Annotated in this window: 10 protein-coding genes and 1 pseudogene; 9 read left to right on the top strand and 2 right to left on the bottom strand. The window is 58.6% G+C overall.

Translation table 11 applies throughout. The features are described 5' to 3' along the window. Positions 1-4: 4 nt before the first annotated feature. The gene (locus N2603_RS38810; RefSeq protein WP_311740797.1) at positions 5-1,243 is read left to right on the top strand and encodes an ABC transporter substrate-binding protein; all 1,239 of its coding nucleotides are present in this window, start codon (positions 5-7) and stop codon (positions 1,241-1,243) included. A 548-nt stretch (positions 1,244-1,791) separates the two neighbouring features. Here the strand turns inward: N2603_RS38810 and N2603_RS38805 are convergent. Further along, entirely contained in the window at positions 1,792-3,933 is a 2,142-nt protein-coding gene (locus N2603_RS38805; protein ID WP_260386320.1) for an acetate--CoA ligase family protein, read from the bottom strand. 226 nt (positions 3,934-4,159) lie between these two features. Between N2603_RS38805 and N2603_RS38800 the strand changes: the two genes are divergently transcribed. The 3 genes from N2603_RS38800 to N2603_RS38790 all read left to right on the top strand — a co-directional run bounded on the left by N2603_RS38800 (position 4,160) and on the right by N2603_RS38790 (position 9,005). Continuing rightward, positions 4,160-5,116 carry an IS481 family transposase gene (locus N2603_RS38800; RefSeq protein WP_260386063.1) on the top strand — a complete coding sequence of 319 codons (957 nt, stop codon included), beginning with the start codon at positions 4,160-4,162 and terminating at the stop codon, positions 5,114-5,116. Between the two features lie 788 nt (positions 5,117-5,904). Beyond that, a complete protein-coding gene (locus N2603_RS38795; RefSeq protein ID WP_260386319.1) occupies positions 5,905-6,957 on the top strand; it encodes an extracellular solute-binding protein in 1,053 nt (350 codons plus the stop codon). Positions 6,958-7,388: 431 nt separating this feature from the next. Then, positions 7,389-9,005 carry a class I adenylate-forming enzyme family protein gene (locus N2603_RS38790; protein ID WP_260386318.1) on the top strand — a complete coding sequence of 539 codons (1,617 nt, stop codon included), beginning with the start codon at positions 7,389-7,391 and terminating at the stop codon, positions 9,003-9,005. Between the two features lie 556 nt (positions 9,006-9,561). Here the strand turns inward: N2603_RS38790 and N2603_RS38785 are convergent. Further along, positions 9,562-10,440, bottom strand: a complete 879-nt coding sequence (locus tag N2603_RS38785; RefSeq protein WP_260386317.1) for a CmcJ/NvfI family oxidoreductase — start codon at positions 10,438-10,440, stop codon at positions 9,562-9,564. A 693-nt stretch (positions 10,441-11,133) separates the two neighbouring features. Between N2603_RS38785 and N2603_RS38780 the strand changes: the two genes are divergently transcribed. The 5 genes and pseudogenes from N2603_RS38780 to N2603_RS38760 all read left to right on the top strand — a co-directional run. Beyond that, positions 11,134-12,360, top strand: a complete 1,227-nt coding sequence (locus N2603_RS38780) for an ABC transporter substrate-binding protein (RefSeq protein ID WP_260386316.1) — start codon at positions 11,134-11,136, stop codon at positions 12,358-12,360. 702 nt (positions 12,361-13,062) lie between these two features. Then, complete coding sequence (locus N2603_RS38775; RefSeq protein ID WP_260386315.1) at positions 13,063-13,959, top strand: enoyl-CoA hydratase/isomerase family protein; 897 nt, start codon at positions 13,063-13,065, stop codon at positions 13,957-13,959. Positions 13,960-14,606: 647 nt separating this feature from the next. Next, positions 14,607-15,524, top strand: coding sequence for a beta-keto acid cleavage family enzyme (locus tag N2603_RS38770; protein ID WP_260386314.1), 918 nt, complete (start codon positions 14,607-14,609; stop codon positions 15,522-15,524). Continuing rightward, positions 15,496-16,524 (top strand): 3-hydroxyacyl-CoA dehydrogenase NAD-binding domain-containing protein, encoded by a 1,029-nt coding sequence (locus tag N2603_RS38765; protein ID WP_311740795.1) that lies wholly within the window; start codon positions 15,496-15,498, stop codon positions 16,522-16,524. The genes N2603_RS38770 and N2603_RS38765 overlap by 29 nt, the downstream gene beginning before the upstream one ends. 419 nt (positions 16,525-16,943) lie before the next feature. Beyond that, a pseudogene (locus tag N2603_RS38760) lies at positions 16,944-17,216 on the top strand (acyl-CoA dehydrogenase family protein); the annotation flags it as partial. Positions 17,217-17,547 lie beyond the last annotated feature (331 nt).

Here is a 17,547-nt window from a genome sequence, read left to right as displayed (position 1 = left end):
TTTGGTGATCAAGCTGCAGAATTCGGAAGGCATGGTGCAGGCCAAGCCGGGTGCAACGATCACCGTCGGCTCGACAACGGAGGATTGTCGAGGCGCCATGACGATGATCCGCGGACTGGACGGGCCGGTTTTTTGTAACGCCGCTCCCATCCTGGGACGGCATAGCAGGAGAGGGTCTAGCAAGATGACGAGGACATCCTTGATGATGGTCGGCGCTCTGGCCAGCGGCTTGGCGATGAGCGCGTTGATGCCACTAAAGCCCGCGTTCGCGGCCGAAGAGCTGAGGATCGTCTCCTGGGGCGGTGCCCTTCAGACGGCTCAACGCAAGGCCTTTTTCGAGCCTTTCACGAAGGAGACCGGGATCAAGATCAAGGAGGATGAGTATAACGGCGAGATCGGCAAGATCCGGGCCATGGTCGAATCCAAGACCGTAAGTTGGGATGTGGTCGGCGGGTTCAATGACTGGGTCCAGCTGCTGTGCGACCAGGGCATCATTGAGAGGATCGACTGGAAGAGGCTGGGCCTCGACCGGTCCAGGTTCGTGGGCGCTTATGACTGTGGGGTGCCTGCGGAAATGTCCGGCACGGCAGTTGCCTATGACAAGGACAAGCTACCAAACGGCCCGAAGACGATCGGCGACCTGTTCGACTTGCAGAAATTTCCCGGCAAGCGCGGACTCTGGAAGCAACCGCGCCAAAATCTCGAATGGGCGCTCATGGCCGACGGAGTTCCCATCAATGACGTCTACAAGGTCCTCAATACGCCTGAGGGGGTCGACCGCGCCTTCAGGAAGCTCGACACAATCAAGCAGGATGTCATCTGGTGGACGTCCGGTGCCCAGCCGCCACAGCTCCTCGCCGATGGCCAGGTCATCATGACCTCGGCCTATACCGGTCGAATCTACGATGCCAACAAGAACTCCGGCAAGCACTTCGAGATCATGTGGGATGCCGCGACCTGGAGCGCGGGTGACGTCTGGGTGATTCCTAAGGGCACTCCGAATCTGGACAATGCCTACAAGTTCATCGCCTTCGCCTCTACGCCTCAGGCGCAGGCCAATCTATCAAAGTACATCGACTACGGGCCCAGCAACAAGGACGCGATGCCGCTCATAGATCCGGCGATCGTGTCCCATTTCGGAAATGCACCCGAGCATACCAATACTTGGACGATCGACAGCGCCTTCTGGAATGTGAAGGGCGACGAGTTGCGCCAGCGCTTCAGCGCCTGGCTCGCGAAATAGGTCAGGGAAGGAACGGTGGGTAGGCTTGCAGCCTGCTCACCGCCTCCAACAGACGAACTGAGAGGGGCAGCCGATGGTGACGATGGCCGTCCAAATCGCCGACAGCTCCGACGGAGTGCCGAAGGCGCTTGGAAGACGGCTGCTGCGCTGGGCGATTGTGGCAAAGCGTCGAGGGCGCGCGTGTGCAAAACGGCGCGCGCCGACGTCGCAGAGTACCTGGCCTGGTGCAACAGCCAGTGAATGCATTCGAAACTCGAGCGGCTCACGCCCGACGAAAAGTACTTCCGCGGCATGCCGCAACTGAAAACTCGCCGCGTAAACCCGAATCCCTCTTGCGCCCCGGGTTGTTCACGACGCTGCATCTGTCGCACGCGACACTCGCCGCACAGTGGACAACTCTGCACCGTGGCACCCCTCCTGGGTTAGATTATGAATCGGGGAAAGCAGTTCAAACAGCGAAGCCACTTCTGAATTCAGACCGCTAGTGGACGTAGCCGATTCAAGCCGAGCGCCGCAAAGATTTCGAATTACACACTCGATACCCCGCTTCAACTATCATTCGTGTCTTGGCTGCGTCCATTTGACGACGGGACGATGAGCGCATCGACAGCGACGACACCCCGTTCGCGCACGAAGAGAGGATTGATATCAATCGAGCGTATTTGGTCGCCAAGGCCTCGCGCAACTGCGTCTAGCCGCCTCACAGCTCCAACAAGAGCTTTCGTGTCGAGAGCGGAAGCACCGCGTACCCCGCGGAGAAGTTTTTCTACGCGCAGTTCAGCGAGCATGTGCTCCGGTTCATCGACCCGAAGTCCTGCGGGGCGCAGTGCTACGTCCTCCATAATCTCCGTCCAGATACCGCCCTGACCAACCAGTACGAACGACCCGAGGACGTCATCGGTTTGCAGGCCTAGGATCATTTCGATGCCGTCCCGTACGTACGGCTGAATCATGAGAAATTGCGAGCCTGCTGCGAACAGCTTTGTCGCTGCCGCAGATAATTCCTCCGCATTTCTCAAGTTTGTTATCACGCCGGACAGCTCGGTTCGGTGCAGCACGCCCGTATCACCGATCTTCGCGACAACCGGGTATCCGAGTTCGTCTGCAGCGCTGATGGCGGCGCCGGCGCTCGTTACGAAACGGCTTTCGATAACCTGAATGCCCGCAGCGGCCAGGAAATCAAGCGCCGGCTTCCCCGCGAACGGCTTCCCCCCGAACTCATGAAGCCGCGTCGCCATGCTGGATATGTCGATCGGCTGCTCGTCTGCTATCGGTGGTGTAGGTCGCGCCCATGCCACGGCGCGATCGAGCGCGCGAAAGACGTCTCGCTGACCCAAAACCAGGACATTCTTGTCTAGGAACTCCTCAACTTTCTCGGGCGGGATCGATCCATCCACCGGCGTAATCAAGGTAACGAGCTTGTTGGTTGCGGCGGCGGCTGCCACCGCACAGTCAGCCCACAACTTGTACGCGGCGCCGCTCGCGCCAGGATGATTGGGATCATAGGGGGCTGCGAAAATGTCGACGTTCGGGTCGCTTGCGATCGTCTGAAAAATCTTTCTGGAGCCCTCCTCCAGGTCTTCGATTCCCCAAAAGTCCAGAAGATTCCGGCAGGGTACCGAATCCGGTAAGAGGCTGCGGAGTGCGTTCACTGTACGCGGTTCAAACTCAGCGTAGCTGAGCGCTGGGCATTTCGCGGACTCATCCAGGTACATTTGGACCAGCCCACCTGACGGACAGGCCACTCCAAGCCTTCCTTCACCCGGAGATCTTCCCGCCTGTGCAATGAGCGCGGACGCAAGCAATTCCTCGAATGAATCCACCTGCACCACGCCGTGTCTTTTAAACAGTTCGCGGTAGAACTGATATGGCGAGGTAAGTGCGCCTGTATGCGCAGCGGCCATCTCTCGAGAGGCCTCCGTCCGTCCTGGCTTCAGCAGGATGACTGGCTTTCCGGCGGCGCGTGCCCGGTCGCATTCGAAGAAGAAGCGGTCGGGATCGCGAACGGCTTCAACGAAACCGCAGATCACTCGTACGCGCGGGTCGTCGACGAAGTAGCGAAGAAAGTCGGCACTCCCTGTGACGGCTTCGTTCCCACATGTGATCGCGTGGCTCCAACGCACTCCGCGCCTACTTGCGATTAATGCGGCCCGTGTTCCTCCGCCTTGTGAGAAAAAGGCAACCTGGCCTGGACGGCGAACCTCGAATGATGACATGTTGAGGTGCACGCGATCGAGCCAATTGATCACCCCACCTGAGTTCGGACCTAGAACGGCCATTCCTGACGTTCGCGCTATATCCACGAGCCGTGCTTGCGCTGCGGTCCCCTCCGCTCCAGCTTCTGCGAATCCAATCTCGGGGACCACTGCCGCCCGCACCCCGACGTCTGCGGCCTCCTCAAGCGCGGCCAGCGTCGCCTCACGATTTCGGAGAATGAGCACAGCATCCGGCACGAATGGCATGCTCTTGAGCGATGGATAACACGGATAGCCGGCAATCTCTTCGTACTTGGGATTCACCGCAGCTACTTTCCCCGAATACCCGATCTGTTTGTAAAGTTCGAGGGATTGACGACGTACGTCTGAAGTTGGACTTGCACCGATCACCGCGATCGAGTTCGGTCGGAAGAGCGCCGATAGCCCGCCCTGGCTAGCTGGCGTCGACAACGCGGAACGGGAGTGTGGAAGCATCTTATCCTCTCTGCTCAGGGTGGGCTGGCTCAGGCAGCCGCAGGAAGACAAATCTTAAGCTTGTCGTCGCCAAGAAATGGCAAAGTTTGGGATTTATTGGAGGAAATTATGCAAAATGAAGTGCTTTCGCGCCGCGTCCTAGCTGTGGTCTTTCAGGAGGTTGTCCATCTGGTCTGAACCGAGGAAGCTGAGGTTGCGAAGCTTCAGTGTTCCAAGGAGAGACCAGATGAACGTGCACAAGAATGCGCCTTTGACGCCCAAAGGTCGAGAGGCGATGGTCCGAAGCGTGGTGCAAGGTGGGCTAAGCCAAGCTGGCGCGGCCGACCTGTTCAATACGACGCCGAAGACGGTCGCCAAATGGGTCAAGCGGTTCCGCGCGGAAGGTGTAGAGGGATTGCGAGATCGGTCCTCCAGGCCCCTTTCATCGCCAAGCCAAACCCCGGTCGCCACGTGCACCGCTGTGGAGGCGTTGCGCCGGCAGCGCCACACCGGCAAGCAGATCGCTGCCGAGGTCGAGGTGTCACCGGCCACCGTCAGCCGCATCCTGCGCCGCTTGGGATTAAACCGGATACGCGACCTGGAGCCGGCCGAACCGGAGCGCCGCTATGAGCGCGAGAACCCAGGCGAGATGCTCCACATCGACATCAAAAAGCTCGGGCGTTTCGAGCGTGTTGGCCACCGCATCACCGGCGATCCGAGTGGTCCAAACAAGAGCCGCGGCGCTGGGTGGGATTTCGTCCACGTCTGCATTGACGATCATTCCCGCGTCGCGTTCTCCGAGATCAAGCCCGACGAGACAGCGGACAGTGCTGTTCCCTTTCTCAAGGCGGCTGTGGCTTATTACAAAAGCCTCGGCGTCACCGTCACGCGCGTCATGACCGACAATGGCAGTTGCTACCAGTCCTTCGCCTTCCGCGACGCTTGCCGGGACCTGGGCATCAAGCACATTCGCACCAAGCCCTATACGCCCAGAACAAACGGCAAGGCCGAGCGCTTCATCCAAACCGCGCTTCGCGAATGGGCCTATGCCAAAGCCTATCCAACATCAGATCGGCGCGCCCAAGAGCTGCCGTTCTGGCTGCACCAATACAACTGGCATCGGCCCCACGGTGGGATAAAATCTCAAACGCCGATCAGCAGGCTCGGTTTGACCAAGGACAACCTCTTGAGGCTCCACACCTAGCGCGGGACTTGGCTAGGTTGCCGTACGCCGCCTCAACCCGTGCGGATGATGGCTTGTCAGCTCGGACTGGGGCAAGCGCATGAGTCTGATTGAGCCTGAACAGGCCGGTCTACCGGCCCGGAGCGCGAGGCAATATTGGCCACCGCCATGAAGGTGCGGAGGTCGAAGCAAAATGAAGCGCCGGCCACGCAAATGAACTAGCTTAGCAAGCCTGCAAGGCTCTCTGGTGGTGGCCGCCCATCGGCCTTGCGGCTATCAAATGACGCATCCCGTGGCCACGCGCCGCCACCTTCGCGTGCTTCCGGTCGGTAGCGAGAATGCACTGGTTTGCCCGAAACAGCATCTAGAGTGTAGCGCGCCCGTCGACGTTATCCCTCTCCTTGCTTTCGATTAGTTCGCTGCGGTGAACTGCTGGCGAGGTTCAATTCTCTAGACCTCAGCCCAAACTGCGCCGTCGTTCATAGGCCGGGCACGGCAGCTTAATCATGGTCAGATCGCTTAACATGCATTCCCAATGCGATGGAAGATCGCATGAAAGCTTTGCTCGTTCCCCGCTCAAGCGCACGATTTCAGCCAAACCAGCTCAAAAATTGATGAATTCGGCTTCAAACCCTCGCCTATGATCAAACCAGATCGCGAAAAGCCGCTGTGCTCGCGGCTGAGCTATCAGCAGTTGGGGGTCCCTTTTCCGCGCCGATCGCTCTTATTCCTGTTTTATGAGCAGGTTCGGCTCGGCCGCAAAAAAAAGCGCGATCATTTTCTAAGTCTTTAGTGGGAGGAAATCAGGAATGAAAAGGCGAACTTTTCTGAAGTTTACGACAGCGGTTGCCGCCAGCGCTCTGGCCGCGCCCTACGTCCACGCTCAATCGAAAAAATTTTCTGGCATTACATTGCGTGTGAACGGATGGGGCGGCCGTTGGGACGCAGCCATTATGAAGGGCGTGGCCGCTCCGCTCGAGGAGAAGTATGGGCTGAAGGTTCAGATGGCCGTCGGAATTCAATCGGCGCAGTTCGTCAAACTAATTGCCGAAAAGGACAACCCTCCGTTTGACATCTTTCAGGCTGATAGTTCTGTCATGGTCGATCTCCTCAAGGTCGGCGTCATCGATGAGATCAAGGCCTCGGACGTTCCCAATATCAAACGGATCCTTCCCGGTTTCCGCGAATTTGGCGACCATGGTGTGCCATTCAGCGTCTCGGCCTTAGGTCCAGCTTACAATCCAAAATTCATCAAGCAGCCATTGACATCGTACTCGGATCTGGCTCGGTCGGATCTGAAAGGTCGCGTGATCGTTTACCCCCCAACCTCACCAACCCCCAGCCTATATCTTCTTGGCTGGGCTGAGGAAAACGGCGGCTCGGTCTCAAACATGGAGCCGGCATTCAAGATTCTTGAGGCGGCGAAGCCAAATATTGTAGCCATCACGCAGAGCCAAACGCCCCAATTGCAGATGTATCAAAGCGAAGAGGCCTATGCGGGCCCATTCTGGGCAGGCGGTGCCTACGAATTGAACTCCAAAGGTTTTCCGATCGTGTTTGTTGTCCCACCGAAGGGCATTTACGCGACAACCACCTATTTCAACACCGTCAAGGGTATGAAGTATCCGGAAGCCGCGCACGCCTTTGCAGAGCAGCTGCTCTCTGATCAAGGGATGCTCGCAATACCTGAGGCTGCGCGCTACGACGTAACCACCGATGTGAAGTTGCCGGAAGAGCTTCGCGAGCAACTCCTATTCACCTCGCCGGAGCGCGTTGCCCTGAAGAAGAACGTTGACTGGCAAAAGTGGACGGAAGACCGAAGTGCTCGCATCGAGCGGTTCAATAAGATCATTCGAGTGTGAAGGATTTAGCCTTTTCGCTGGCGAGGTGACCAGGGCGATCGCTTGTCGGCACTTGCATCACTCCTACGAGAGTCGCCCCCGGAATCGTTCGAGGCGGTGTGGATTGAGATGCGCAGCGATTGATTGTCCAGCATCGCGCAGGATCGTGCCTCGATCTCGGCCGCATAAGCCGAGGTCCGCAGGAGCTCGTTGGCGTGCATCCGTTATTGGCGCCTCAGCACCTTTAGCTGCTACGCTATCGCACCGCCGATTATCTCCTGAGCCAGAGCAAGATTGACCAAGCTGCCGCCTATGGCGGGACTTCGTGCCAGGCTTGGCGATTTCGTCGTATTGCCGATGCACTGAGCGTTCGATTGATGGCTGAATGCCACGACCCGCACCGAGTCTAAGGGGCGCTTTCGGTGAGATCAACAGAACTGAGGGAACACGAGATGCAGGATGATCTGGAAAATGCCTCGCGCAGATTCAGGCAGCTGGAATCCGTGTATGAGACCGTCACGGTGGCTCAGCTGGTCTCAACGCGGGCGCGAACACACGGCTCAACAATCGCCATCGACATCTTCGAGCGGGGCGAACGGGCGACCTACTCGGAGATGGACCGCAGGTCCAGCCAGTACGCACATGCGCTGCGCGAATTCGGGGTGGGAAAGGGCGATCGCATCGGCGTGATGCTGCCCAATCGGATCGAATTCCCGATCCTGTGGTTCGCGTGCGCGAAGCTCGGTGCAGTGCTGGTCGCGATCAACATGCGCTACACCGCGAGGGAAGTCGCGTACGTCCTGGGCGATGCACAAGCGAAATTCGCCGTCGTCGATGAGTCGGTATCATCCGTGCTCTCCGCGATAGACACTTGGCCGCAATATCTGGCGAAAGAGCGAGTGATCTTCGTCGGGCGGCCTTCGGACGGGACAGCCACTACGCTCGATAAATTGCTCAAGCGCGTCGACGACTTACCTGTAGAGGAGGATGTCCGCCCGGGCGACCTGCTGAACATCCAATATACTTCGGGAACGACAGGCTTTCCGAAGGGCTGCATGTTGACGCACGACTACTGGGGCGTGCAGACGTACCAATATGCCCTCATAGACCGTCAGCCCTACAAGTCGTATCTCTGTTGGTCGCCCTTCTCCTATGTTCTTGGGCAACTGTGTCTCTTGAAGTCATACAGACAAGGTGGGACGCTGTACTTGGCTCAGCATCTCAGTTCAACGCGCTTTGTTAGTTGGCTCGAGACATACCGCATCGAGTGGTGTCCATTCCCCGGGCCAATAGCGGAAACCGCTGACCTCGTATCGACGTGCCTGAAGGAGGCCGCGCAGACCGGCGGCTCCTGGAGTGTGGACACGGTGCGGCGATTTCGCGAGCGGTTCAGCGTGCGTGGCCAGAACGCCTACGGAATGACGGAGATCGGATGCGGCACGCAATTCCCCAACGACTTCGAAGAGATGGACGACTCCGGCTCAGTCGGGATTTGCTCCCCGTTTCGGGCGGTCCGGTTGGTGTGCGACGACGGCAGCCCGGCGCCAGCCGGTGAGATCGGCGAGTTGTGGATCAAAGGTCGTGGACTGTTTGTGGGTTATTGGAACAAGCCGGAAACGAATTCCGAATGCTTTGAAGGCGAATGGTTCAAGACCGGCGATCTCTTCCGCAGGGACGACGCTGGTCTCCACTGGATCGTCGGACGCAAAAAGGACATGATCCGGCGCTCGGGTGAGAACATCGCTGCCCGCGAAGTTGAATCTGTCATCCGAGAGATCCCCGAGATCGCGGATGTGGCTGCGGTGCCGGTTCGCGATGCTAAGCGCGGGGAGGAAGTCAAGATCTACGTGGAATTGCACAAAGGTCTCAAGATGGCCGATCTGCCGGTGGAGCGCATCCTTGGGCATGCTCGTGCGCGGCTGGCACCGTTCAAGGTGCCCCGGTACATCGCTTTCACACCAGCGCTCCCAAGGACCACCACCAGCAATAAAGTGCTAAAACGTGAGCTGATGGAAACCAGCGATCCGATCTCGGGTGCATACGATACTGAGGAAGAAGGCTGGCGCTGAACGGATCGGCGATGGACGTTTTAGCGGAGATAAATGTCGAGATGATGTCGTAACGCAGAGGCAGGTCGTGCCGCCCATCGCCAAAGAGCTGCCGGGAAATGGGCGATTCTACTTCGCGCCCCGAGGAACGCTGAAACGTCCCTTGTTGAAGTCTGGGACCCTGACAGCACGCGGCGACAAGCGCGGTCGCGGTGATATTTGCCAAGGCTCGCGGTCTCACGAGCACCCGGCCCGCTCTTGCTGGGGCTGACGCCCATTAGCAGGCACTTCAAACTTCGAGGAAGTTGGACCTAGCGATTTTGGCGCAACACGTAGGCCGCCACGGAAGTGATCTACTCGCGTTGCGGGCCTTGACGTGCACAAGCAAACGCTCATCTTCTGCTCGGCCATTGCAGCCTACACGAGGCTCGCGCAGCAAGCACCAACGTTCGAGACGCCTCTTCCGGACTGCGACAGCTTGCGCTTTAAGCGCTCAGGCTGAAGCAGATCTGGGTCACCAGCGAGTGTCCCGCTCCGGTAGGCAGGCGGGTGAAACCGCACAAGCGATCCCGGCCGTTTACTCGTAGTACACGAAAAAGCGAGCCTCGACGCTCTCACGGGGCTTTGCATCGGGGTGTCTGCGGCGATCGTCAAATGCCGAGTGAGCAGACCTCGGCTGGTAATGCTCCTCGGAATCATAGCCCTTAAACAGAACAAGCTCGTCAGGGGTCATGTTCGGGAAGTAGTACCACCGCTGAGCAGGATCGAAGAGAAGGTAGGAAGTCTTAAGCGCACTGTCAGCTTGATTCTGGATTGAAACGTAGTCCGCCACGGAAAAATCCGTGTCGCGAATGGTGGTAGCATCGCAGAATGCCAAGGGGAAATCCTGCGGAGGGGGCGAGAGAGCACGCCAAGCCTGAATGACCATCAACCGGGAGTACGGCCGAATGGGAATGCCCTGCACTTGGTTCTCGGCCGCGGCGAGCATGTGGGCGGCGATCGGCGCGAAATCAACATGAGCAAGTCCGGCTGGCGCCCTTACCGTATCGGCGTTCCAACCGTCTTTGGGAAGGGCGGTCCCAGCAGCGCGGCGAACATGGACGCGGCTGCGGTTAGGCACGACCCAAGAGGCATTGAAGTAGTTCTTGATGAACGGAACCATTTCTTCGGTATACTTCTCGCGCATGACCTCTGGGTCGCGCAGGTCCGCACAGGAGGTCTTGTGCCGAGTCAGGATGAAGCCTTCCCTGTCGAGGGATAGTTCGTCCACGATCGGGCGCGCGTTCCGCATAGGAACGTCGTACATGACCATAGGATAGTTCTCATGGCCCGGCACAACAATCGTAGGAGCCTTTTCGTCGGGCGTGCGCCGGGCAAAAACAATTTCACCTCGCCCGCATTCCAACTGATCGCGGTTTACTGGGCCCGTCGACCAGGCTGATTTCGCACTTGTCATAGCTGCTTATCTCCATAGCACGATAATTAAAGCCTACGGAAAGTCGACGCCTAAAGCAGCCGAATAAGTGTCTAGATCGGCAGAAATCCTGCAATCCGGGCGGCGCCTACTGCCAATTGGACGGTAAACGATTGCGTAAACGGCCGCTTGTGTCTCAGTGGATTGGCAAGACTTTCATTCGTGTGCTGCCGCAGCTTGGCGAGGGTGTGTTAAGTTGGGCGGGCGTGCGCGATAGCCGCAGAGCCAGATAGCCGCGCATACGACTGACAGGCTGAGCACGTCGCGTTGAAGCCCGGCCGGCCTATCCGTATGAGGCTCTCCGCAGGATAGGAGACTGAGTTCAGGATCCTATTGTCCGGGACCTACGGCCGCCCTTCGCGATCGGCCTTGTCTCAACTTCGCACGCCTCCTCCGCGATGCCCAAGAATGTTCATCACCTCAAGCTCTGGTCCGCCTTTGACGTGCGCACCGCGTCCAACTTGAAATCCAGACTGTAGCAACGCACTAGAGCCATGACTCTTTGTCATCGTCCCGTCCTCCGATGGATCGCCACTGGAATGGATGTGGGTCCCGACCCAAGTGATTAGAGGGCCAATAAGCCGGGGTGACGATGAAACAGAGCGCGGAAAAGAAAGTCTCCGCGACCTAACGAGTTACGTGCGTTCCCTAATGCGCGAGGGGGACGGCTCCCAATTGAACGCACAATTTCGGCTAAACCTGCCAAAATTTGATGAATTTAGCTTCGAATCCTCCCCTACAATCAAGCCGGTGATTTCTGCAAGGCGCTGTTTACAAGCAGGCTCGGCGCAGCTGCAAAAAGGGCAGCGCCGAGAAGCAAGTGATTGTCATCTTCTCTGGGGATCGGGAATGAACAGGCGAACTTTTCTAAAGTTCACGACAGCGGCTGCTACCGGCGTTCTGGCCGCGCCTTACGTCCACGCTCAATCGAAAAAGTTTGCGGGCATTACATTGCGTGTGAACGGATGGGGCGGCCGCTGGGACGCAGCCATTATGAAGGGCGTGGCCTCGCCGTTGGAGGAGAAGTACGGGCTGAAGGTTCAAATGGCTGTCGGCACTCAAGTAGCGCAGTTCGTTAAGCTAATCGCAGAGAAGCAAAACCCTTCGTTTGATCTGTTTATAGGGGATAGCTCTGTTATGGTCGAGCTCATCGAGGCTGGCGTCATCGAAGAGATCAAGGCGTCAGACGTTCCCAATATCAAACGGATCCTTCCTGGTTTCCATGAATTTGGCGATCACGGTGTGCCATTTTGTCTCTCGGCCATAGGTCCGGCATACAATCCAAAATTTATCAAGCAGCCGTTGACTTCATACTCGGATATGGCTCGGCCGGATCTAAAGAGTCGCGTGGTCCTTTACTCCCCGGCCACGAACACCAGCAGCCTATATCTTCTTGGCTGGGCCGAGGAAAACGGGGGCTCGATCTCTAACATGGAGCCGGCGTTCAAGATCCTTGAGGCGGCGAAGCCGAATATTGTCGCCCTCGTGCAGTCGCAAACTCCTCTAATGCAGACGTATCAAAGCGAAGAGGCCTATGCAGCCATAGTGTGGTCAGGCGCGGCCTATGAATTAAACTCCAAGGGTATTCCCATGGTCTTCAACGTCCCACCAAGAGGCATTTACGCGGCGACCACCTATTGCAACCTCGTCAAGGGCATGAAATATCCGGAAGCCGCGCACGCTTTTGCAGAGCAGTTGCTCTCCGATCAAGGTATGCTCGCAATACCTGAGGCTTCCCGGTACGACGTGACCACCGACGTCAAGTTGCCGGAAGAACTTCGCAAGGACCTCCTGTTCACCTCGCCTGAGCGCGTTGCCCTGAAGAAGAACGTTGATTGGAAAAAATGGACGGAAGGCCGCAGTGCTCGTATCGAGCGGTTCAATAAAATCATTCGAATCTAGCAGGGACTTAGCAGCGCGAGGGAACAAGCGCGGTCGCGATGATGTCTTCCCAAGGCTCGCGGCCTCACGCGCCGCCGGCCCGTTTGCGCCGGGGGGGGGGCTGGCGCCTCTGAGCAGGCAGTTCGCACTTCGAGGACGTTGCCACGCGGCGATTCTAGCGCAACACGGATTCTGCGACGGGAGTGATCTACTCGCGTTGCGCAGGTTTGACGTGCACAACCAAACGCTCGTCTGCTGTGCGCCCATTGCTGCCGACACGAGTCTCGCGCAGCAGGCACCAACGTTCGAGACGCCACCACGGGACTGCTGCATCTCGGCGATGGCTGCGGTCCTAAAGATCCGGCATACCGCTCCGCGCTCTTACACGATGCATGTCGGCTCATGCGTGGCTTTCCAGATCGCTTCGGCATCGGCCGCCTCCCTTGACGAATCGCATCGCGTAGTCTGGCGGCGATAGCCAGGTCGGGGCCCAGCTTGGCGGAGTCTCGACCGGCGCGGGTGATGCCGCGCGAACGCCAAGATCCCGGGGAGCGCTCGTCCCGCACCAAGGCCGCGCCAAACTATTCCATTGTGCAGAATTTCCTCCAGTCACATGCGAACCTTGCGGTTTCTTGGCGCCAACAGGCCTTACAGTTTGTTTGCGCGATACCCGAATGAAGTGATCGGCGTGATCTCGGCAATTGACCTCAAGGAGGCATTTTCATGGCGTACAGCACCATTCTCTACGAAGCGGACGATCGTGTCGCGTGGATCACTTTGAATCGCCCAGATAAGAACAATGCGTTTTCCATCGAGCTCTGCAACGAATTCCAAGATGCGCTCGCGATCGCCGAGCGGGATCCGGACGTGCGTGTCGTCGTAATCAAGGGAGCGGGTGGTCGGGCATTCTCTAGTGGCTTCGATATGAGCCAAGATAAATCAGAGTTCGGCCCCAAAGAATCTGGTGATTGGGGTTTTGATGAACTGAGCAGGTACTTCGACCACGGCGTCAAATTCATGCGTTCCGTGTTCCACTTCTCCAAGCCGGTTGTCGCGATGATCAGCGGCTATTGCCTAGCCGGCGGCTTGGACTTGGCCATGTGGAGTGATGTTCGCTACTGCTCTGATGATTCGCGCTTCGGTGCGATCGAGGCCCGCTTTGCAATCGGCGACACGGAAGTGCCGATGATGTCGCACTTGATCGGCCAGCGTTGTCGTGAGCTGGTCTACACGGGAGATATGTTCGACGCGCAGGAGGCGTACCGGCTCGGTATCGTTAACCGTATTTTCGCCAGAGATCGCCTTGAGGAAGAGGTCACGCGTATCGCGAAGCGCATGTCTCGGGTTGCATTGCCAACGTTGGTATGGAGTAAGAAGGCACTCAACAACACACTCTTCGCGGCCGGATTGGAGTCTGCTCTACGATACAGCTTCGCCGCTGACCTTATCATTAACAAGTCGGATTCCGAGTTCCGGCGGTTTGGTGAGTTGCTACGCACTGAGGGTGCGAAGGCAGCATTCCAGTGGCGTGATTCGGTCTTCGCGCCGTTCGAATCCGAGACATCGTGGGCCCGCACGGCGTCCAAACAGCCGGCTAAGCCTAAGGATGGAAAAAGCTGATTTTCATTCAGCCCGGATGCGTCTTAACCAGCGCGAGACCAATGGCCGTGCCGAGCCCATTCCGGACTTCCCCGTAGTGAGTAGCGGCTAGGGGACGCGCCCGACGACTAGGCGCGTCCCAAGTCGTCGATCCCTAGCCTTTTCAGCGACTAAGGATCGACTTCCAGCGGAGCGCCTGTGACGGCGTACAGGACCATTCTCCACGAAGCGGTCGGTCGTCGCGTGGATCACACTGAATCCACCGAGCCAATGCAATCCGCCATCTAGGGCTGTGAGGCTCTACGCCGAAGCCCAAGATGTGCGCGTGATCGTCGATCGCAATTAGCCCGCAGACATGAGCGCAGGGTCTGTGCCCTTGCCGACTTGCAGACTGCCGCCGTTCGAATCCGGGTGGGCATCATGGCACGTGCTAACCCGCTCCTTCCTAATGCTCAGGTGATTTCTCGTGGCTTGCGTAGGTCAGCGCCAAAGTTGAGGAGCTGAAAGCCCACGTTTGACGACAAAGGCGCAGAATTTCTGCTCTGCGATGGGCGCTATTGGTTAAATTCAGCTCTCGGGCCCCCGTACTATGTATTTTGACATGAGGCCTATCGCCGGTCTGGCCCGGCTTGGAGCAGGTCAGGCATTCAGCGAGGGAGACGGCGAGAATGATTTCCGAGGTGTTCATCACGTGTGCGGTGACAGGGGGCGGGAATTCGGTTGAGCATAGCCCGCACGTGCCGGTGACGCCGGAGCAGATCGCGGACTCAGCGATCGAGGCGGCGCGAGCGGGCGCGGCCGTAGTGCACATCCACGTCCGTGACCCGGAAACTCGGCGTGGCTCACGGGATCTGGCGCTGTATCGGGCGGTGGTGGAACGGATTCGGCAGTCGGATGTCAATCCGGTGCTCAACCTAACCGCGTCCATGGGCGGCAGCCTCGTGCTGGGCGGAGTGGACTCTCCGCTGCCGCTGGACCCGGCGGCGACGGACATGTTGGGCGCCGAGGAGCGATTGGCGCATGTTGAAGAGCTGCGCCCCGAGATCTGTACCCTGGACTGCGGATCGATAAACTGGGGTCGCCGTAGTGATTACATTATGGCCAACAGTTCGGCGGTGCTGTGCGCGATGGCCGCGCACGTGCAGAAACTTGGGGTGCGCCCTGAACTCGAGGTGTTCGATACCGGGCATTTGGTGATGGTGCACGATTTGATTAAAGAGGGCTTGATCAACGATCCGCCGCTAATCCAGCTTTGCATGGGGCTTCGGTATGGCGCGCCGGACGATTTGACGACATTGATGGCGCTCGTGCACAGCCTACCGCCGCGCGCCGTCTACTCGGCCTTCTCGATCGGGCGGATGCAACTTCCGTATGTGGCGATGGCGCCGTTGGTCGGCGCGAATGTGCGGGTGGGGTTAGAGGACAACCTGTATCTCTCGCGCGGGCAGCTGGCGACCAACGACGAGCTCGTGCAGCGGGCGGTGGAAATTCTCCAGCGGATCGGGGTGCGGGTGATGAGTCCAGATGAGGTCCGCGAGAAGCTCGCGCTCAAAGTTCATGCCCGCGAGGTCAAGCTTCATGTCTGAGAGTTCAAAATCCATGTGTGAGAGGTGCCCGCAAGCGGTCGGTTTGCTAGGGGGCGGGGTCATCGGCGGAGGGTGGGCCGCACGTTTTGTCCTCAACGGGGTCGACGTGCGTCTGTATGATCCGGTCGCTGGTGCGGTCGAGCGCGTCCAGAAGGTGCTCGCCAGCGCCCGCCGGGCTTATCAGCGGCTGACGCAGGTCCCTCTGCCAGCCGAGGGGGCGCTGATCGTGGTGAACTCGGTCGCGGACGCCGTGTGCGGCGTGCAGCTCGTGCAGGAGTCCGCGCCTGAGCGGCTGGAGCTCAAGCAGCAGTTGCTCGCCGCAGCTAGCCGGGCCGCGGCACCGGAAGTCGTGATTTGCTCCTCGACCTCGGGTCTGCGGCCATCGTTATTGGCCGAGGGAGTGGATCACCCCGAGCGTGTCCTAGTGGGTCACCCGTTCAACCCGGTTTACCTCTTGCCGCTGGTTGAATTGTGTGGCGGGCACCATACGGACTCCCAAGTGATGGACCGGGCGGCGGAGATCTACCGGGCCGTCGGGATGCACCCGCTCGTGGTGCGCAAAGAAGTAGATGGGTTCATCGTGAACCGGATACAGGAGGCGATATGGCGCGAGGCCCTGTGGCTGGTACACGACGATGTGGCTACCATGCAGGACGTCGATGATGCTGTCCGCCACTCCATCGGACTGCGCCGGGCGATCTTAGGGCCCTTCAGCATCGGCGGGGGTGGGACCGGTATGCGCCAGATGATGGAGCAATGGGGACCCGAGCTGAGATCGCAATGGACGAAGTTCTCCGCCGTACCCGAGCACGACGAGGCCTTCCTGAACAAACTCGTCGAGCAGTCAGACGCGCGTGGCGACAACCTGACCGGCGCTGAATTCGAACAGAAACGGGATGACTGTCTTATTGCTGTGCTGCAGGGATTGGGATCACAAGGCTATGGCGCGGGCGAGACGCTCGTGCGCTGGGAGCAGGGGCTGCGCGACCGCGCAAACTGACCCACGTTCGAGCATATAGTCGATCGGTTCGGCGACTGAAGTTGATCGCGAGACGCGGGCTGTTCGTGCTGCCCATGCTTCCATCTCCACCAGACGCGGCGCGCTCTCATGCTCGGTTTCGAGAGCCTAGTGGATAACATCGCCGAACTTCCCTCGGAGAAGCGAGAGAACGGACCGAAATGCAATCTAATTATGTGCTACGGAGAAACATTCGGCGTCGTTAGCCAGGAGGCCGGTCAGCGCGAGTCGTCATCCGGCAGGATCGATCAGCTTCTTCGCCTGACATCCGTCGCGGGCGGCAATGCGCGGCGCGCGGATAGCACGAAGACAGACCTAGCAGACTGTTTGTCAAATTCGCCACGCTTTGACATCGATCTCGTCAACGAGATCGAAGTTAGCGCAGTCATTCGCGAGGGCAGAAAGGCGCCCAGAACTCAGTTAGTTCCATCCTCAAGATCAGGGGTTCTGAAATTCAGCAGGCGACAGCAGGGCTTCTTCTGGAGGTGGTCGGCCCCTACGCGCTGCCGCATGCGTCAAAAGAGGATCTTAATAGCCGAAACAAGCTGCCGATTGGACCCGATTGGGCTGCAACGATCGCACCCGCTTTTTTCAACGCCAGAAAAGTGTCGATCTATGGCGGCTCTGACGAGATCCAGAAGAACATCATTGCGAGGGGGATTCTCGGCCTCTGACAAGATGGCAGGTCGGCCAGGCGCCCGCAAGATTTCTATAAGGCGGCGGCGATCGCGATCAATCCACCCTTGGGCAGCACGACGGCTTGAGCCCTGGTGAAGCGCGGCTTCTCGGCCTACTGCATTCGGTCCGTCACAATATCCCGAGCCAAATCGTTGCCTCGCATGCTCACTGGGCGTAGAAATCGCGAGAGGCGCCCTGATTTTGCAGAAATTATCCAATCCCAAGCAGCCTTTTGCGGCCTTTATGCGTCCCAGCATTTTAGTGTTTTGTCTTCTCGGCTGGTTTGTTCGAGATGCCGATTGCGTCCCATCGGCTAGGCTCCCTCGC

The organism is Bradyrhizobium huanghuaihaiense, assembly GCF_025200885.1.
Classification (GTDB): domain Bacteria; phylum Pseudomonadota; class Alphaproteobacteria; order Rhizobiales; family Xanthobacteraceae; genus Bradyrhizobium; species Bradyrhizobium huanghuaihaiense.
This window is presented reverse-complemented; position numbering and strand designations above follow the sequence as displayed.